Genomic DNA, 17,878 nt, shown 5'->3' with positions numbered 1-17,878 from the left:
CGGAGAAGACGACGACGGAGCAGACGGTCGCCGACGTGAGCACCGAGCGGACCGAGAGCGCGGTGCCCGACCGGGCCCGTGCACGTGCCCTGTTCGAGCGCCTTGCAGTGCTCCCCGAGGGCGATCCGGAGCGCCAGCGCATCCGCGACCAGCTCGTGGAGCTCCATCTGCCGCTGGTGGAGTACCTCGCCCGCCGCTTCCGCAACCGCGGCGAGTGGCTGGACGACCTGATCCAGGTCGCCACCATCGGCCTGATCAAGTCCATCGACCGGTTCGACCTGGAACGGGGCGTGGAGTTCTCCACCTACGCCACCCCCACCATCGTCGGCGAGATCAAGCGGCACTTCCGCGACAAGGGCTGGGCCGTGCGCGTCCCGCGCCGGCTGCAGGAGCTCAAGCTGTCGCTGACCAAGGCGATCAGCGACCTCGCCCAGCGCGAGGGCCGGGCGCCAACCGTCAGCGAACTCGCCGCGCACCTGCAGATGAGCGAGGAGGAGGTGCTGGAGGGCCTGGAGTCGGCGAACGCCTACTCCACCGTGTCCCTGGACGCCCCCGACTCCGGTGACGAGGACGCCCCGGCGGTGGCCGACTCGCTCGGCATGGTCGACGAGTCGCTGGAGGGCGTGGAGTACCGCGAGTCCCTCAAGCCGCTGCTGGAGAAGCTGCCCGCCCGGGAGAAGAAGATCCTGCTGCTGAGGTTCTTCGGCAACATGACCCAGTCGCAGATCGCCGCCGAGCTCGGCATCTCCCAGATGCACGTGTCGAGGCTGCTCGCCCGCACCCTGGCCCAGCTCCGCGAGGGCCTCACCGCCGACGAGTAGCCGACGGTGCCGGACGGTGCCGAGGGGCCTTGCGGCTCCCTCGGCGCCCGATCACTTCTTCGTGTCGTCGACCTTCAAGCGGTCCTTGAGGCGTTGCCCCAGAGAGCGCGATTCCGTGGGCGGCGCCTCCGCGGCGGCGGAGCGTTCGCCGCCCCCGCGGCCTTCGTCCCCGTCCCCTTCGTTCCCGTGGCCGTCGGCGCGGTCGCCTTCGTCCCCGTCCCTCTCGTCCCCCGCGTCCGGTGCGTGTTCCTCGTCGTGGTCCTCGATGAGCCAGGCGGTGCTGGGCGGGCTGAGCACGGCCACCAGGGCGAGGACGGCCATCGCGGCCATCGGGATCGCGATGGCGGGACGTTCGCTCTGCCACAGCGACCATGCGACCGGCAGCGCGAACAGCTGGGTCAGCACCGTGGGCGCGCGGCTCCACTGGTCGGCGCGCAGCAGCCCCCGGGCGCAGGCCAGCATCCCGAGGCCGCCGGCGAGGGACAGGACGGTCACCCCGATCGCGCTGGCCGGATCGACGGCTGCGCCGCGGGCGGTCTCCACGCCGGTGTAGACGCCGAATCCGACGGCGGCGACGCCTTCCGCGGCTTCGAGAGCGGCGGCGGCCTGCACGGTGAAGGGACGCTTCGACACAACCCGAAACCCTACTCCCGTGCCGCGCCGCCCCCGTGCGCACCCGGATCGGAGGCGAACGCCGGGCGAACGCATCCGGAACGCTCGGTACGCTGACGCCGTGCGCGCCATGCTCATCGCCAATCCCAAGGCGACCTCCACCTCCCGGCGGGCCCGCGACATCCTCATGCGGGCGTTCACCGGCGACCTCGACCTCGTCCTCGCCGAGACCGGCCACCGCGGCCACGCGACCGAACTGGCCCGGCGGGCGGCCGTGGACGGCTACGACGTCGTGATCGCGCTCGGCGGTGACGGCACGGTGAACGAGGCGGTCAACGGGCTGCTCGCCGACGGGCCGTCCCCCGATCTGCCGGCCCTGGCGGTGCTGCCGTCCGGCAGCGCGAACGTGTTCGCCAAGACGCTCGGCCTGCCCGCCGACCCGATCGGCGCGACGAAGTCGGTGCTGGAGGCGCTGCGGGCGGGCCGGTACCGGACGGTCGGGCTCGGGACGGCGAGCCATGACGGCGGCGCCGAACGCTATTTCACGTTCTGCGCGGGCGTCGGGCTGGACGCGGAGGTCGTCCGGGAGGTGGAGCGCCGCCGCGCCGCCGGGGCCACGGCCTATACGTCGCTGTACGTCCGGACGGCGATCCGGCATTTCTTCTCCGGTACGGATCGGCGGCGTCCCGCCCTCACTTTGGAGCAGCCCGGACGTCCCCCGAAAACGGGGCTGTTCCTGGCATTTATCTCCAATACCTCTCCGTGGACTTACATGGGCCATGTCCCGGTGAATCCGAGCCCGAGGGCGAACTTCGCGCGCGGCCTGGACGTGTTCGGAATCCGTTCGCTGGAGGTGGGTCCGACGCTGGGGGCGGTGGCGCAGATGCTGACGGCCCGCGCCCGTCCCCTCCAGGGCCGCCACGTGGTGAACGTGCACGACGCGTCGGAGGTGACGCTGCGCGCAGACCGTCCGGTGGCGTTTCAGCTGGACGGCGACTACCTCGGCGAGCAACGCAGCGTGACGTTCCGGTCCGTTCCCAAGGCGATACGCGTCGTCATTTAAGGCGCGTCCTCTCACTCCGCAGGGTCATGGTGTGCCAGGTGAGAGCCAAGTAACACGCCCGTCCCGCGGGTGTGACACATGCGACACCCATACTTTGAGAATCCTTTCTCAAAGGTCTTGCGTCCGCCTGCGCCGCCCTGACAGGCTCAAAGTGCGTTTTCCGAGACAGGAGCCCCAACGCCGTCGGCTTCCCTGCTCGCAAGCGCCGCCGAACATTCACCCCTGGACCTGGCTACCGCCACCCTGGGAGTTCGCGACATGTGAAATCGTTCACAAAAGTGGAGCAACTCCACCACCTGACGAAGGAGTGGACCGCATGGACTGGCGCCACCGCGCAGCCTGCCGTGACGTGGACCCCGAGCTGTTCTTCCCGATCGGCAACACCGGGCCCGCGATCCTGCAGATCGAAGAGGCCAAGCAGGTGTGCCGGCGCTGCGACGTGACCGACGCCTGCCTGCGCTGGGCACTGGAGTCCGGCCAGGACTCGGGCGTCTGGGGTGGAATGGGCGAAGACGAACGCCGCGCCCTCAAGCGCCGTGCCTCCCGCATCCGAGCCCGCACCAGCCTCTGACCCACGCCCGGCCTGCCCCCCGGCCGGCCCCGTAGCGGCGCCGCCTCCGAGCCTCCCGGCCGGAGAGCGAACCGCCCCCATGAGACTCTCCCGAAGCACCCGTGACCACCACCGGCCGCGGGTGCTTCGCCGTCCCCGCCGAGAACGGAGCCGCCTCCCGAGCCCCGGGCCAGGCTCCGGGGAGGAGGGAAAGGCGATCAGACTCTGGGGCGGTGGTGGTCCAGGGGGACGTCCACGACGACCTCCGTGCCGCCGCCGGGGCGGGGACGGAAGTCCAGGCGGCCGCCCAGTTCCCCCACGATCAGGGTGCGGACGATCTGAAGGCCGAGGCTGTCGCTGCTCTCCACGTCGAAGTCCGCCGGGAGCCCGACGCCGTCGTCCGCGACCACCGTGACGAGACGGCGCCCGGCGGGCTCCTCGACGGGGGCCTCGCGGGACTCGTGATCGCCGGCCGCCGGCCATTCACCCCAGACCGCCACACCGCCGCGCTCGCGCGCCTCGCCGCCCTCGCCGTGGCGTTGCGCGACGACCTCCAGGGTCCCGAACCGGCTGGCGAAGCCGTGTTCCAGGGCGTTCTGCAGCAGTTCGGTGAGCGCCATCGCCAGCGGCGTCGCCACCTCGGCGGGCAGGACGCCGAAGCTCCCGGTCCGCTTGGGCGTGACCTTCGTCTCCGGGGTGGACACCTCCGCCGCCATCGTGATCACCCGGTCCGCGATGTCGTCGAAGTCGATCAGCTCGTCGGGGGTGTGCGACAGCGTCTCGTGCACGATCGCTATGGATCCGACGCGCCGGACCGCCTCGTCCAGCGCGGCCCGTCCCTCCGGGACCTGCAGCCGCCGCGCCTGGAGCCGCAGCAGCGCCGCGACCGTCTGCAGGTTGTTCTTCACCCGGTGGTGGATCTCCCGGATGGTGGCGTCCTTGGTCAGCAGCTCCCGGTCCCGCCAGCGCAGCTCGGTCACGTCCCGGCACAGCACGATCGCGCCGATCCGCGTCCCTCCGACGACCAGCGGGATCGTCCGCAGCTGCATGATCGAGCCGCGTGACTCGACCTCCACCTCGCGGGGCGCGCGGCCGGACAGGACGACGCTCAGCGCCTCCTCCATCGGCTCGCCGGTGTCGCACAGGTCGGCGGTGACCTGCCCCAGCGCCTCCCCGACCAGGTCCGCCGGGTAGCCGAGCCGCCGGTAGGCCGACTGGGCGTTGGGGCTGGCGTAGGTGACCCGGCCCGAGCGGTCCAGCCGCATCAGCCCGTCGCCGACGCGCGGCGAGCGGACCATGTTCGGCTCGTCCCCCGGCACCGGGAACCGCCCCTCGGAGATCATCGTCGCGAGGTCGCTGGCGCTCTGCAGGTACGTCAGCTCCAGCCGGCTCGGGGTGCGGGCCGAGCTGAGGTTCGTGCTGCGCTGGATCACGCCGAGGACCTTGGCGCCGCGCCGCACCGGGATCGACTCCTCCCGGACGGGGATGCCGCTGCCCCACTCCGGGTCGCCCTCCCGGACGATCCGCCGCTCCCGCCACGCAACGTCGATCAGCCCGCGCCGTCCCGTCCGGACGACCTTTCCGACGAGGTCCTCCGGGTAGGCGGTCGGCCCGGTCGTCGGCCGCATCTGCGCGATCGCCACCCAGCCCGGCACGGTCGCGCCGGTGTCGATCGCGCCCCGCTGCCCCCGGCCCCCGCGGGAGGCCGCGTCGGCGGGCAGCGCGTCCGCCGACCGCAGCGGCACCCAGAGCAGCAGGTCGGCGAACGACAGGTCGGCGAGGAGCTGCCAGTCCGACACGAGCGCGTGCAGCCACTCCAGGTCGGCCTCGGTGAGGTCGGTGTGATCGCGGACCAGATCGGTCAAGGTAGGCACGCGACCATCATCGCCGATCGCCTTTGGCGCCGGGCCCGGTCCCCCTGCCCGCGGGCGGCCTGACAGGATTCTCGGATGACCGCAGGACGAGACTCTCTGGCCCGGCTCCGGGACGCGGCCGCGCGGCGCGCCGAGGCCGGGCTGCGGCGGACGCTGCGTCCCCGTCCCGCCGGACCCGGCGGACTCGCCGACCTGGCGTCCAACGACTACCTCGGGCTCTCCGGGGACCCGCGCTTGGTCGAGGGGGCCGTCGCCGCGGCCCGCGCCTGGGGCACCGGCTCCACCGGCTCGCGTCTCGTCACCGGGACCACCGAACTGCACGCCGAGCTGGACCGGCGGCTCGCGGCGTTCGCCGGCAGTCCCGCGGGGCTCGTCTTCTCCTCCGGCTTCCTCGCCAACCTCGGCGCGGTCACGGCCCTCGCGGGGCCCGGCGCGCTCGTCGTGTCCGACCAGGTCAACCATGCCTCCATCGTGGACGCGTGCCGGCTGTCGCGATCCCGCGTGGTGATCGTCCCGCACCGGGACGTCGCAGCCGTGGAGCGGGCGCTGGCCGGACGCGAGGAGGACGACGCCGTCGTCGTCACCGACGCGGTGTTCTCCGTGGACGGCGATCTCGCTCCGCTGGGGGCGCTGCACAGGGTCGTCCGTGCGCACGGTGCGCTGCTGGTGATCGACGAGGCGCACGCGCTCGGCGTCGTCGGCGACCACGGCCGGGGTGCGGCGCACGCCGCCGGCCTCGCGGGCGAGCCGGACGTCATCCTCACCCTGACCCTGTCGAAATCGCTGGCCTCCCAGGGCGGCGCGGTCCTCGGCGCCCCCGAGGTGATCGGAACGCTGGTCGACACCGGCCGGTCGTTCATCTTCGACACCGGCCTGAACCCGCCCGCCGCGGGCGCAGCGCTCGCCGCCCTCGACGTCCTCGAGTCCGACCCGGAACTGCCCGCCCGCGCCCGCGGCCGCGCCCGCCGCATCGCCGGGCTCGCGGCCGGTTCCGGCCTGGAGACCCGCGAACCCGGCGCGGCCGTCGTCCCGGTCTTCCTCGGCGAGCCGCACGCCGCCGTCCGCGCCGCCGGGATCTGCGCGGAGCACGGGCTTCACGTCGGCTGCTTCCGCCCGCCCTCGGTACCGAAGGGCCGCGCCTGCCTCCGCCTCACCGCACGCGCCACGCTGCGGGAGTCGGACCTCACACGCCTCGGGGAGGCCCTGGCGGATGTGGCGTCTTCTACCGCCCGTAGTCTTCACGCATAACATCGGGGAAAACCGATGGTGAACGTGAGGAGATGCCGTGACGGAGGTCAGGGGCGGGCCCCGGCACGGGGGCGGATTCGAGCACGGATTCGATCGGGCCTCGCTCGGCGACATCGGTAAGCGCCACCCGAATCAGGCACCCCGTATCCCCAAGTACTACAAGCTCAAAGAGCTCCTCGTCGAGCTGATCCAGTCGCTCCCGCCGGGCAGCCCGCTGCCGCCCGAACGGACCCTCGCCGAGAAGTACGAGACCTCCCGCACCACCGTCCGCCAGGCCCTCGCCGAACTCGTCGTCGAAGGCCGCCTGCAGCGCATCCAGGGCAAAGGCACCTTCGTCGCCAAGCCGAAGGTGTCGCAGGAACTCCAGCTCGTCAGCTACACCGAGGACATGCGGCACCACGGGCTGCGCCCCGAGACCCGCATCCTGGAGGCCGGATACGTCAGCGCGGACGAACAGCTCGCCACCCTCCTGGCCATCCGCCCCGGCGGCCGGGTGCTGCGCATCCACCGACTCCGCCTCGCCGACGGCGAGCCCATGTCGATCGACACCTCCCACCTCCCCGCCCGCCGCTTCCCCGGCCTGCGCCGCGAACTCCCCCGCCACCGCTCCCTGTACGAGACGCTCGCCACGGCCTACGACGTCCACCTGACCGAGGCCGAGGAAACCATCGAGACCGTCCTCGCCACCCCCCACGACGCCCAGCTTCTGGGCGTGGACGTCGGCCTCCCCATGCTGCTGCTCTCCCGCCACGCCTTCGACACCACCGGCCAGCCCGTCGAATGGGCCCAGTCCCTCTACCGAGGCGACCGCTACAAGTTCATCACCCGCCTCCGCCGCTGACCTCCGGCCTCGTCCCGCCTCACCCTCGGCGCCCTCACGATTCTCGACCACAGGTTCGAAGGATCTGGCTACGCTGGGTGCATCCCTTCTCTACGCTGACTGGGAGCAGATCGTGAGGGAGGAGTCACGGATCGTGAGAGTCCTGTCTGAAGACGAATTGTCGAAATTGCCCGACACGCCCTACAACCTGTGGGCACGCGGTGAACTCGATGACTACGTCGACGCCCCCGAAGGATCCCGGATCGAGGTCATCGGAGGAAAGGTCGTCGTGTCACCACCGCCCGGGCTCCCGCACAACGCCATCGCTGGGGACATCAACTACGCCCTGGTTCGTGCACACGTGCTTCAGCCCGACTACGTCTGGAAAACGGACCAGGGGACCGGTATGTCCCTCGTTGGTGTCGGTGAAGGGTTCGTCCCGGACCTGATGATCGCGGACCAGGACGTATATCTGGCCGCGCGACGCTCCGGGGTGCGGACGCTCGTGCCTGACCAGGTCGAGCTGGTCGTGGAAGTGACCTCGCTCAGCAACGCCGAGTACGACCAGCAGCCCGCCAAACGCCGGCACGACAACAACAAATGGAACGGCTACGCCGCTGCCGAAATCCCCTACTACCTCCTGGTCGACCGCTCCCCCAAGGTCGCGCGCTCCATCCTGTACTCCATTCCGGACCAGAGCTTGGCCGCATACCTGCACCAGGAGTCCTGGGAATTCGGAGAGACGATCCATCTCCCCGACCCGTTCGACATCGAGATCGACACCGCCGAATGGAAGCCCTGGGACGACTGAGCCCAGCGGAGGCATCCGACCAGTGACTCGCCCTACAAGGTCTGGCTTAGGGCCTTGATGGGCATTTGCAGGTCGGTGAGGAGTTCCAGGTCCTTCTCTGCGGGGCGGCCGAGGGTGGTCAGGTAGTTGCCGACGATGATGGCGTTGATGCCGCCGAGCATGCCGTCGCGGGTGCCGAGGTCGCCGAGGGTGAGTTCGCGGCCGCCGGCGTAGCGGAGAATGGTGCGGGGCAGGGCCAGGCGGAACGCGGCGATGGTGCGGAGCGCGTCGGCGCCCTCGACCAGCGGGAGGTCGGCGAACGGAGTACCGGGGCGGGGTGCGAGGAAGTTCAGCGGGACCTCGTCGGGCTCCAGTTCGGCGAGCTGTGCTGCGAACTCGGCGCGCTGCTCGATGGTCTCCCCCATGCCGACGATTCCGCCGCAGCACACCTCCATGCCGGCGTCCTTGACCATGCGGAGGGTGTCCCAGCGTTCCTCCCACGAGTGGGTGGTGACCACGTTCGGGAAGTAGGAGCGGGCCGTCTCCAGGTTGTGGTTGTAGCGGTGGACGCCCATCGCGGACAGCTCGTCCACCTGCTCCTGGGTCAGCATCCCGAGCGAGCAGGCGATGTTGATCTCTACGGCGTCGTTGATGGCCTTGATGCCGTCGCGGACCTGCGACATGAGGCGCTCGTCCGGTCCGCGGACGGCCGCGACGATGCAGAACTCGGTGGCGCCGGTCTTCGCGGTCTCCTTCGCGGCCTCGACGAGTTCGGGGATGTTCAGCCACACCGAGCGGACGGGCGACTCGAACTTGCCCGACTGCGAGCAGAAGTGGCAGTCCTCGGGGCAGCCGCCGGTCTTGAGCGACACGATCCCCTCGACCTCGACCTCGGGTCCGCACCAGCGCATCCGGACGCCGTGGGCGAGCGCGAGGAGGTCCCCCACCCGGTCGTCCGGGAGGGTCAGGCATTCGAGGACCTGGTCGGCGGTCAGGCCCCTGCCCTCGTCCAGCACCTGACGGCGGGCTACGTCGAGGATGTCGCTCACGTACTACTCCTTGTCGAGGCCGAAGCTGTCGCGGAACGCGGCGGCGTCGAAGCCGCCGCCGAACGAGGGGGCCAGGCCGCGGTGTGCGGCCAGGAGGAACTCCGCCGGGTCCAGCGCGCCCGCGCCGGCGGGCAGGGCGCCCGACAGCGGCCGGGCCGCGATGGTCTCCAGGTCGCGGATGTTGCTGCGCATCGCGAGGTCCGGGTCGTCCGGCCATTCGCCGATGACGACGCCCGCGAGCTGCACGCCGCGGTGCGCCATCGCCTCCAGGGTGAGGGCGGTGTGGTTGAGGGTGCCGAGGCCGGGGCGGGTCACGACGACCACGGCGGCGCCGAGCCAGCGGGCGAGGTCGGCGATCGTGGTGCCCTCGTCGTCGTAGCGGACGAGGAGGCCGCCCGCCCCCTCGATCAGCACCAGGCGGCGGTCGCCGGACAGTTCCCGCACGCGTTCGGCGACGTGGGGCAGCCGGACGGGTGGGACGCCGGCGCGGCGTGCCGCGGCGGCGGGCGACAGCGGGTCGGGGAAACGCGCGAACTCGTGGACGTCGTCGAGGCCGGCGAGCCTCCGGACGTCGTCGAGGTCGCCGGGCTCCCCGTCGCGGGTACCGGTCTGGCCGGGCTTGACGACGGCGATGGGCGCGCCGCGCGTGGCGGCGACCGCGGCCAGAGCCGCGGTGACGACGGTCTTGCCCACGCCCGTACACGTCCCGGTGACCACGAGCACACTCACAACGCGTGACACTAGCGCGGGGCCGTCGCGCGGACGGTCGCCGAATCCCACAGTCTTCCGCGGCCGTTTTTGTAAGAGGTTCGGTGGGCGGAACCCAGGGGGTGGGGCGCGCGTCCAACTGTCATGGCCGGTCCGTACACGCGTACCCGCCGGGCGCCGTTGCTCGCCTGCACGGCCTTGGCGGCCTGCATGGCGCTGACCGCGTGCGGCGACGACTCCGGGACCGCAGGGCCGCCGCCCCCGTCCCCCGCACCGACCTCGTCCTCGTCCCCCGCCAAGGAGCCCGCCGGTGAGCAGCTCGTGCTGCGCTGGCGGAAGACGGGCGGCATCGCGGGCATCGGCGGTCCGGGAAGCGTCCCCGACTTCTCCCTCTACTCCTCGGGACGCGCGGTCGCCGCGTCCGAGGGGGCGCGGGGCGGGCTGACGGAGTACCGCCTGAAGCCGGAGGCGCTTCAGCGGCTCCTGGACGGGGCCCGCGCGGCCGGTTTCGGCCGTTCTCACACGGTCGGCTCCGACCGGATCGCGGACGCGATCATCACCGTGGTCACGATGGGCGAGGCGAAGACCCGGATCATCCAGCCCGAATCCCAGGCGGGCGCCGAGTCGGCGTTCCTGAAGCGCCTCGACCCGGCGGGCTGGCCCGCGTCCGACCAGGCCGCGCCGCCCGAGCCGTACACGCCGGGGAGGACGGCGGTGCTGGCGGGCGAGACCCTCGGGACGGGAACCGTCAAGGAGTGGCCGCTCGGCCCGCTCGGCGACGGGGTGGAGGCGGCGGGCGGCATCTGCACGCTGGTCCCGTCCGGGAAGGTCCCCGAGACCCGCCCGGGCATCGCCTGGCGCAGCGGGGGCAAGACGTACTCGGTCCGGCTCCGCCCCCTCCTCCCCGGCGAGTCGTCCTGCCGGGACCTGAACACCTAGGTCAGCGGGCGTCGAGGTCGGCGGCCACCTCGTGGGCGGTGGCGGCCAGGTCGGGGTCCAGCTGGTCGAGGCGGGCGTCCAGGTCGTCGGCGAAGCGATGCCGTTCCAGGTCGGGGGCGGGGACGGCTTCGGGCATCCATGCGGAGTGGATCAGGAACGGCATCGTCGTCCCGCCGGGCGGTGCCAGGACGGCGACGGGGCCTCGCCCCACGTCGGCGGCGTCGAAGAGTTCGATGCGGAACCGGTCGTCGTTGTGGACGGCCACGACCAGGTATCCCTCGTGGCCGCCGGGATTCGCGCCGGCATAGCGGGTTCCGCCTCGGCCGCGTGGGACGAACGACGGGGACGTGGGGTAGTCGTCCACGGAGAACGTCCACTCGGACAGGGCCTTGAGGTCTTCGCGGTCGTGGGTGACCAGGACGGCCGGCGTTTCCTCCGCCGGGAACAGCGACGGGTCTATGCGGCCCTCGTAGTTGCTCATGGCCCGCCGGTTGACGGCCTCCGGGTGGAAGCCGAGGTAGACGAGGTGGTGCCGGGTCGGGTCGGTCTGGCCTTCGATGCTCCAGTCGATGGCGGACAGCTCGGCCTGCCACCACCGTTCCGGATCGCGGGCGCGGGCTCGTTCCCGCACCCGGCCGGTTTCGGGGTCGAACTGCAGGACGGTCGTGAGCGCGGGTGTCATGCCGTGGCAGTACATGCCGCGCAGCGCCGGGTCGATCGGGTGGCCGTGCACGTCGATGTCGTCTTCGCGCAGGTACATCCCGATGTCCACGCCTTCGCTGTGCTCCATCACGACCTGGACGCCGTCGGTATCGTCGTAGCGGGCGTAGAAGTGGTTGACCTCGGGGGCGATGCGGAACTCCTTGCAGGTGACGGTTCCGCACCCCGGGGCCAGGTCGTCCTTGCGGATGAGCAGCACGGGACCGTCGGGGTTGTTGGCGACGGTCCGCTCGCCGCCGAACACCTCCTCGGGGTCGATCTTGTAGGCGGTGTCGGCGAGGACGAGCCAGTCGCGGGTCTGGGTGATGGTGTGCGTGGCCTGCGGAAGAGCCGCGTTCTCGACGTCCCAGCGCTGGACGCGGGTTCCCGTGCCGTCGTATCTGATCACGGAGACGGCGCCGGACAGCACGTCCCGGCTGATGCTCCACAGGCATCCGCGCTCGGGGTCGACGACCGGGTGGGCGGTGGTGGAGATCAGCGGCAGGACGGCCTGGTCCATGGCGGGTTTCCAGTCGTCGCGGTGCCCGACCTCGGCGACGAACTCCAGCGTGACGGGGTCGACCTCGACCGGGCGGCCCGCGTCCCAGGTCGCGAAGAGCCGGTCGCCCCACGGCAGCGGCGCGGTGTTGGCGGCGTTGACGAACCCCCACGGTGAGCTGGTGCCGACCGGACCGGCGGTGAAGAGGTCGGGACGTTTGGCCCGCAGCCGGACCGACGGGGTGTCGACGACGCGGGCGCGCCAGGCGAAGCGGCCGGCGGGCGCGCCGTCCGTGCCGGGCCGGAGGGACAGCCTGGCCATGATCCCGTCGCCGAAGAACGCGTGCAGGGGCCGGGTCCGCTGGTCGGACGTGCTGACGACGTAGTGGCCGCGGACGTCGTCCGGCCATGAGCCGGCGACGACGTCCAGGTCCATGTCGGCGACGTCCTGCCTGCCGAGGATCGAGCGCGGGACCGGCATCGGCACCTCCAGGGGGTCGGCTTCCCCGCCAATCAATCGTGGGACGGTGTTGGTCGTCAACCCTCTAACTACTAATGCACGAGTAAGCAACTGCTTGTTACGGTGCGTGCATGACGGCTCGGCACGGCGGCGACACGGCGATCGCGGAGATCCGCAGGCACGGCGTCGAAACGATGTTCACGCTGTCGGGCGGGCATGTGTTCCCGCTGTACGACGGCGCGGTCGGCGAGGACGGCGCCAAGACGGCGGCGGACGCGGCGCCCCGCATCCTGGACGTCCGGCATGAGCAGACCGCCGTGTTCGCGGCGGAGGCGACGGCGCGGCTCACCCGGCGCACCGGCCTGGCCGTCCTGACGGCGGGCCCCGGCGTCACGAACGGTGTCAGCGGGATCACGACGGCCCACTTCAACGGGTCCCCCGTCGTCGTGCTCGGCGGCCGGGCGCCGCTGGGCCGGTGGGGCGCGGGCGCGCTCCAGGAACTCGACCAGCCGCCGCTCCTCGCGCCCGTCACGAAGCTGGCGATGACGGCGGGTGGGCCGGACAGCCTCGCCTCCGACGTCGCCCGCGCCTTCGCGACGGCCGCCGCCCCGCACCGCGGGCCGGTGTTCCTCGACGTCCACATGGACCACCTGTTCGGCCCCGCCGGCCCGGGCGGCGGCGCCGACAAGATCCCCGAGCCGCCGGAGCGCCCGGCCGACCCGGCGGCGCTGGCCCGCGTCGCCGCGCTCCTGAAGGCCGCGCGCCGCCCCGTCCTCGTGCTGGGCTCGGACGTCTGGATGGACGGTGCCGACGAGGCCGCCCGCGCGTTCGCCGAGGAACTGCGGCTGCCCGTGGTCGCCAACGGGCAGGGGCGCGGCATCCTGCCCGCCGGGCACGAACTGCTCGTCACCCGTGCCAGGGGCGCCGCGTTCGGCGACGCCGACCTCGTCATCGTCGCGGGCACGCCGCTGGACTTCCGCCTCGGCTACGGTTCGTTCGGTGACGGGACGGCCAAGGTCGTCCACCTCGCGGACGCGCCCTCGCAGCTGGCGTCCCACCTCCGCCCCGCCGGGTCCGCGGCGGGGGACCTGTCCCTGCTGTTCGCCGACCTCGCCGCCGCATGCGCGAAGGCGGGCGTGTCCCCCACCGTGTACGCGGAGTGGAAGGACGGCCTGCGCGACGCCACCTGCGCCGCCATCGCCGACGACATCGACCTGCTCGCGTCCGGCGCCGACCCGATCCATCCGCTGCGGATCTACGGGGAGCTGTCCAAGGTCCTCGACGACGACGCCGTGGTGATCGGGGACGGCGGCGACTTCGTCTCCTACGCGGGCAAGTACGTCGAGCCGCGGCGGCCCGGCGGCTGGCTCGACCCCGGCCCGTACGGCTGCCTCGGCACCGGGCTCGGCTACGCGATCGCGGCGCGCCTCGCCCGCCCGGCCGCGCAGGTGGTGCTGCTGCTCGGCGACGGAGCCGCCGGCCTGTCGCTCATGGACGCCGATAGCCTGGTACGGCACGGCCTGCCGGTCGTCATGATCGTGGGCAACAACGGATCCTGGGGGCTGGAGAAACACCCGATGCGCATGCTGTACGGCTATGACGTGGCCGCCGACCTGCAGCCGCACTGCCGCTACGACGAGGTCGTGAGGGCGCTCGGCGGCGCCGGTGAGCTCGTCACCGACCCGGACGAGATCGGGCCCGCCCTGCGCCGCGCGTTCGACTCGGGCGTCCCGTACCTGGTCAACGTCGCCACCGACCCGGACGTCTCCTACCCGCGCAAGACCACCGGTGTCTGACCCGGTGATCGTCCGCCCGGCCCGCCCGGACGAGTACGGCCTGATCGGCGACCTGACCGCGGAGGTCTATGTGGACGGCGGGCTGGTGTCGCCCACGTCCTCGTACGTGAGCACGCTCCGGGACGCCACCGCCCGCGCCGCCGAATCCGAACTGCTCGTCGCCGAGTTCGGCGGCGGGGTCGCCGGGGCCGTCGCGTACTGTCCGCCGGGCAGCCTCTACGCCCAGGTCGCCGGGCCGGACGAGGCCGAGTTCCGCATGCTGGCCGTCCGGGAGAAGGCCCGCGGCAGGGGCGTCGGCCGCGCCATGGTCCGGGCGTGCGCCGACCGTGCCCGCGCCGCCGGGCTCACCGGCCTGCGCCTGTCGACCGGGCCGGACATGGCCGCCGCGCACCGCCTGTACGAGCGCATGGGTTTCGTCCGCACTCCCGACCGCGACTGGGCGCCCGTCCCGGGCGTGGACCTGATCACCTACGCCCTGGCGCTCTGATCGAGGACGTCTAGGACGCGGTGCCCGGTTCCAGCACGCCGTGCTCGGAGCAGCGGGCCGTCCAGCCGAGCGGCGTGACCTGGACGATCATGCGGCGGCGGCAGCGCGGGCAGTAGCGCGGCGGCTCCATCAGGCGGGCGGTGCGGCAGGCGGCGTGGTCGCCGCCGGCGGCCGGCTCACCGCACCGGTCGCAGTAGCGCTCATCCATCGGCGTGCCCTTCCCGCATGCGGGCCACCAGCCCGATGTCGTAGGTCCCGTCCGCGAATTCGGGACGGTCGAGGATTTCGCGCAGGAAGGGCAGGTTCGTCGCGGGTCCCTCGATGCGCAACGCCTCGAAGGCGGCCCTGGCCCGGCGCAGCGCGTGGTCGCGGTCGTCGCCGTGGACGCACAGCTTGGCGAGCAGCGGATCGTAGTGGGGGGTGACGGTGGTGCCCTCGGTGTATCCGGCGTCGATGCGGATGCCGTCGCCGACGGGCTCCTCCCACACCTCGATACGGCCCGACGCGGGGAGGAACCGCTGCGGATCCTCGGCGCGGACGCGGAACTCGACGGCGTGGCCGCGCGGCGCCGTGCCGGTGAACGAGACGGGCTCCCCGGCGGCGACGCGGAACTGCTGCTCGACGAGGTCGATGCCGGTCACCGACTCGGTGACGGCGTGCTCTGCCTCCAGGCGGGCGTTCATCTCCAAGAAGTAGAACTCCTGCGCGCCGGGGTCGACGAGGCATTCGACGGTGCCGGCGCCGCGGTAGCCGACCGCCTCGCCCGCGCGGACGGCGGCGGCGAGCATCCGCTCACGCAGCGCCGGGGTGACGCAGGGCGACGGGGCCTCCTCCACGATCGGCCGGTGGCGGATCTGGACGGAGCATTCCCGCTCGCCGAGCGCCACGACGGTGCCGTCGGCGAGGCCGAGGATCTGCACCTCGACGTGCCGGGCGCCCGGCACGAACCGTTCGATCAGTACATCGTCCCCGCCGGTGGAACCCGGCCCGAACAGGCGCTCGGCGCCGGCGCGGGCCGCCGTGTAGGCCTCGCGCAGCGTCTCCTCGTCGGCGGCGACGCCCATGCCGATGCCGCCGGTTCCCGCGGCGGGCTTGACCATGACGGGGTAGCCGATGCGCTCGGCCTCCTCGACCGCGGTCCGGACGTCCGGGACGGGCTCCCACACGCCGGCCGCGACGGGGACGCCCGCCTCCTTCACCAGGTTCCGGGAGTTGATCTTGTCGCCCATCCGGGCGATGGCCAGCGGCGGCGGCCCGATCCAGACGCGGCCGTGGTCGGCGACCGCGCGGGCGAACGCGGCGTTCTCGGCGAGGTACCCGTCACCGGGATGGACGGCCTGCGCGTTCGTCCTGCGCGCGGCCTCCAGGATCGCGGGGACGTTGAGGTAGCTGCGCGCGGGATCGGCGGGGCCGATGAGGACGGCCTCGTCCGCCTCGGACACGAACGGAAGGTCCGCGTCGGCCTGCGAGTACACCGCGATGGCCTTGAGTCCCATCGCGCGCGCCGTGTGGATGACCCGGCTGGCGATCTCGCCGCGGTTCGCCACGAGCACCGACTCGAACACCTGCGGACTCCCCCCTCGCGGATCGGCCGGGGCCGGTGCCCCGGTCAGCCGAGACTAGCGGGGGCGGTGTCCCCGCGTCCGGCCGCGTGCCCGGAAGGTCCCGGGTCGCGGACGTGTGCATCCCGGCCGCCCGCCGCCGCCTCCCGGCCCGCGGGAATATCGGCGAAATCACCGGTCTGTTTTCCGGCGTTTCGGTGAACTCACTGCTCAGCGGTCCAGGGCGGCCCGATTGTGCGGGGGCACAATTGACTTCGAGTCGAACCCGGTTCACCGTGTGGACGTCGCGGCCGACCGATTCCGCATTGACGCGGAATGATCTGTGAACCCCTTCATATCGGTCAGCCGCCGCATGCAGAAAATGCGCCGCGGTTCCCCGCTCGGCGCGGCTCCCCAAGGAGGAGACCTTGTCCCTCAGAAGATTCCTCGTCGTCATCGGCGCGGCGACGGCGCTGGCCGGCGCGGTGCTGCTCCCCGCCACCGCCCAGGCGGCACCGGCTGCGAAGACCGAACCGGCGGCGGCACAGTCGCAGACCGTGACGGTGCGGTACGGCCCCTACACCATTCCGGGGGCGGCCGACGGCGAGCACGGAATGCTGCCGAACCAGATCGACTTCAACATCGAGAAGCCCTGCGAGAACTGCTATGTCACGGGCTTCAAGCCGAATCTCGTCTACGCGGACGGAAGCAACGCCAACATCAACACCGGGCCGATGCTGCACCATGCGGTGATCTTCAATTCGGCCGCGCGGGACACCGTCTGCATGGGGCCCGAGCGCGTCCTCGCATCCGGCAACGAGCGGGTGGAGAGCGTGTTCCCGGCCGGCTACGGGTTCCGGATCGGGTCCCGCGACCGCTGGAGCCTGCTCGCCGACCTGATGAACCACGCGCACCAGGAGAAGACCGTCTACGTCGAGTTCACCTTCACCTACGAATCCGCGTTCGGCTCGCGCATCACGCCGGTCACGCCGCTCTGGCTGGACGTCGGCGGCTGCGCGGACTCGACCTGGGACACGCCCCCCGGGCAGGAGAGCGAGAACTCCCGGACGTGGCGCTCGACGATCTCGGGTGACCTCGTCCACATCCGCGGGCACGTGCACCACGGCGGCATCGCGGTGCAGACCGAGAACGTCACCACCGGGCAGTTGATGTGCCGCAGCGTGGCCGAGGAGGGCGGCACACCGGAGTTCATCGACCACCACGGCAACACCGAGATCTCCGACATGCCGTCGTGCGGCGGGAGCCCGATCGGCCGGATCGACCGGGGCGACACCCTGAAGATCACCGCGTCCTACCGGGCGTCCGAGGAGGGATTCAAGGGCGTCATGGGCATCATGACCGGCTGGGTGACCGAGAGATGATCTCGGTGGACCGGCTGGGCCAGCCGGTGCTCGCGCTGTTCCGCGCCGTCGTCGGGCTGCTGTTCCTGTGCCACGGAACGGCGTCGCTGTTCGGCGTGCTGGGCGGCAACCGGGGCAGCGGCCAGGCACTCGACTTCGCCGCCTGGCCGGGCTGGTGGGCGGCGCTCATCCAGTTCGTCTGCGGCGCGCTGGTCCTGGCCGGCCTGTTCACCCGCCCGGCGGCCGTCCTCGCGTCCGGTTCGATGGCGTACGCGTATTTCGTCATCCACCAGCCGGATGGGCTGCTGCCGATACGCAACGGCGGCGAGAGCGCGGCGATGTTCTGCTGGGCGTTCCTGCTGATCGCGGTGTTCGGACCGGGCGCGTGGGCGCTGGACTCCCTCCTCGCCCGCCGCCGCACCGAGCCGGCGGGGACCGCCTCGCGCACCTGATCCGCATCAGTGCGGAGGGGCCCGGCGACCCGCCGGGCCCCTTTCGGCGCGTCGTGCGCAGCAGTGGCCCGCCGGTCTGCGTGACCGTCCGAAGCCGACCGGGGCCGCAC

The 17,878-nt window shown here is 72.2% G+C and carries 18 protein-coding genes; 11 read left to right on the top strand and 7 right to left on the bottom strand.

Going from position 1 to position 17,878, the window contains the following annotated elements; all coding sequences use genetic code 11:
- Positions 1–62: 62 nt before the first annotated feature.
- Positions 63–821 carry an RNA polymerase sigma factor SigF gene (locus ACGFIS_RS28155; protein ID WP_392901449.1) on the top strand — a complete coding sequence of 253 codons (759 nt, stop codon included), beginning with the start codon at positions 63–65 and terminating at the stop codon, positions 819–821.
- A 51-nt stretch (positions 822–872) separates the two neighbouring features.
- On the opposite strand, the gene ACGFIS_RS28150 is transcribed toward ACGFIS_RS28155, so the two are convergent.
- The gene (locus ACGFIS_RS28150) at positions 873–1,454 is read right to left on the bottom strand and encodes a hypothetical protein (RefSeq protein ID WP_392901134.1); all 582 of its coding nucleotides are present in this window, start codon (positions 1,452–1,454) and stop codon (positions 873–875) included.
- A gap of 100 nt (positions 1,455–1,554) precedes the next feature.
- Between ACGFIS_RS28150 and ACGFIS_RS28145 the strand changes: the two genes are divergently transcribed.
- Together ACGFIS_RS28145 and ACGFIS_RS28140 are read left to right on the top strand one after the other, a co-directional pair.
- Complete coding sequence (locus ACGFIS_RS28145; protein WP_392901132.1) at positions 1,555–2,496, top strand: diacylglycerol/lipid kinase family protein; 942 nt, start codon at positions 1,555–1,557, stop codon at positions 2,494–2,496.
- Positions 2,497–2,812: 316 nt separating this feature from the next.
- Positions 2,813–3,067 (top strand): WhiB family transcriptional regulator, encoded by a 255-nt coding sequence (locus ACGFIS_RS28140; RefSeq protein WP_358454760.1) that lies wholly within the window; start codon positions 2,813–2,815, stop codon positions 3,065–3,067.
- 197 nt (positions 3,068–3,264) lie between these two features.
- Here the strand turns inward: ACGFIS_RS28140 and ACGFIS_RS28135 are convergent, their stop codons facing one another.
- On the bottom strand, positions 3,265–4,920 hold the full coding sequence (locus ACGFIS_RS28135; protein WP_392901129.1) for a sensor histidine kinase: 1,656 nt from the start codon (positions 4,918–4,920) through the stop codon (positions 3,265–3,267).
- Between the two features lie 75 nt (positions 4,921–4,995).
- Here ACGFIS_RS28135 and ACGFIS_RS28130 point away from each other — a divergent pair, with 75 nt between their 5' ends.
- The 3 genes from ACGFIS_RS28130 to ACGFIS_RS28120 all read left to right on the top strand — a co-directional run bounded on the left by ACGFIS_RS28130 (position 4,996) and on the right by ACGFIS_RS28120 (position 7,799).
- Entirely contained in the window at positions 4,996–6,168 is a 1,173-nt protein-coding gene (locus ACGFIS_RS28130) for an 8-amino-7-oxononanoate synthase (RefSeq protein ID WP_392901127.1), read from the top strand.
- A 112-nt stretch (positions 6,169–6,280) separates the two neighbouring features.
- Positions 6,281–7,009, top strand: coding sequence for a GntR family transcriptional regulator (locus ACGFIS_RS28125; protein ID WP_392901447.1), 729 nt, complete (start codon positions 6,281–6,283; stop codon positions 7,007–7,009).
- A gap of 133 nt (positions 7,010–7,142) precedes the next feature.
- Positions 7,143–7,799 carry a Uma2 family endonuclease gene (locus ACGFIS_RS28120; protein WP_392973138.1) on the top strand — a complete coding sequence of 219 codons (657 nt, stop codon included), beginning with the start codon at positions 7,143–7,145 and terminating at the stop codon, positions 7,797–7,799.
- A gap of 32 nt (positions 7,800–7,831) precedes the next feature.
- Here the strand turns inward: ACGFIS_RS28120 and bioB are convergent, their stop codons facing one another.
- Complete coding sequence (gene bioB / locus ACGFIS_RS28115; protein WP_392901123.1) at positions 7,832–8,827, bottom strand: biotin synthase BioB; 996 nt, start codon at positions 8,825–8,827, stop codon at positions 7,832–7,834.
- Between the two features lie 3 nt (positions 8,828–8,830).
- Positions 8,831–9,556, bottom strand: a complete 726-nt coding sequence (bioD, locus tag ACGFIS_RS28110) for a dethiobiotin synthase (RefSeq protein ID WP_392901121.1) — start codon at positions 9,554–9,556, stop codon at positions 8,831–8,833.
- 123 nt (positions 9,557–9,679) lie between these two features.
- On the opposite strand from bioD, the gene ACGFIS_RS28105 reads away from it, so the two are divergent.
- Positions 9,680–10,474, top strand: coding sequence for a hypothetical protein (locus ACGFIS_RS28105; RefSeq protein ID WP_392973136.1), 795 nt, complete (start codon positions 9,680–9,682; stop codon positions 10,472–10,474).
- 1 nt (position 10,475) lies between these two features.
- Here the strand turns inward: ACGFIS_RS28105 and ACGFIS_RS28100 are convergent, their stop codons facing one another.
- A complete protein-coding gene (locus tag ACGFIS_RS28100; RefSeq protein ID WP_392973134.1) occupies positions 10,476–12,188 on the bottom strand; it encodes a carotenoid oxygenase family protein in 1,713 nt (570 codons plus the stop codon).
- Positions 12,189–12,262: 74 nt separating this feature from the next.
- Between ACGFIS_RS28100 and ACGFIS_RS28095 the strand changes: the two genes are divergently transcribed.
- Both ACGFIS_RS28095 and ACGFIS_RS28090 read left to right on the top strand, forming a co-directional pair.
- Complete coding sequence (locus ACGFIS_RS28095) at positions 12,263–13,927, top strand: acetolactate synthase (RefSeq protein ID WP_392973132.1); 1,665 nt, start codon at positions 12,263–12,265, stop codon at positions 13,925–13,927.
- Positions 13,920–14,414, top strand: a complete 495-nt coding sequence (locus tag ACGFIS_RS28090; RefSeq protein ID WP_392901112.1) for a GNAT family N-acetyltransferase — start codon at positions 13,920–13,922, stop codon at positions 14,412–14,414. Before ACGFIS_RS28095 ends, ACGFIS_RS28090 begins: the two co-directional genes overlap by 8 nt.
- 10 nt (positions 14,415–14,424) lie before the next feature.
- On the opposite strand, the gene ACGFIS_RS28085 is transcribed toward ACGFIS_RS28090, so the two are convergent.
- Positions 14,425–14,622, bottom strand: a complete 198-nt coding sequence (locus ACGFIS_RS28085; RefSeq protein WP_392901110.1) for a hypothetical protein — start codon at positions 14,620–14,622, stop codon at positions 14,425–14,427.
- Positions 14,615–15,979 carry an acetyl/propionyl/methylcrotonyl-CoA carboxylase subunit alpha gene (locus ACGFIS_RS28080; RefSeq protein WP_392901108.1) on the bottom strand — a complete coding sequence of 455 codons (1,365 nt, stop codon included), beginning with the start codon at positions 15,977–15,979 and terminating at the stop codon, positions 14,615–14,617. The genes ACGFIS_RS28085 and ACGFIS_RS28080 overlap by 8 nt, the downstream gene beginning before the upstream one ends.
- 404 nt (positions 15,980–16,383) lie before the next feature.
- Here ACGFIS_RS28080 and ACGFIS_RS28075 point away from each other — a divergent pair, with 404 nt between their 5' ends.
- A complete protein-coding gene (locus ACGFIS_RS28075) occupies positions 16,384–17,337 on the top strand; it encodes a hypothetical protein (RefSeq protein ID WP_392973130.1) in 954 nt (317 codons plus the stop codon).
- The gene (locus ACGFIS_RS28070; protein WP_392901103.1) at positions 17,334–17,768 is read left to right on the top strand and encodes a DoxX family protein; all 435 of its coding nucleotides are present in this window, start codon (positions 17,334–17,336) and stop codon (positions 17,766–17,768) included. The genes ACGFIS_RS28075 and ACGFIS_RS28070 overlap by 4 nt, the downstream gene beginning before the upstream one ends.
- Positions 17,769–17,878 lie beyond the last annotated feature (110 nt).

The organism is Spirillospora sp. NPDC048824 (assembly GCF_043198455.1).
Taxonomy (GTDB): Bacteria; Actinomycetota; Actinomycetes; order Streptosporangiales; family Streptosporangiaceae; genus Spirillospora.
Note: the sequence above shows the minus strand (reverse complement) of the source record. Positions and strands in the feature narration are given on the sequence as shown.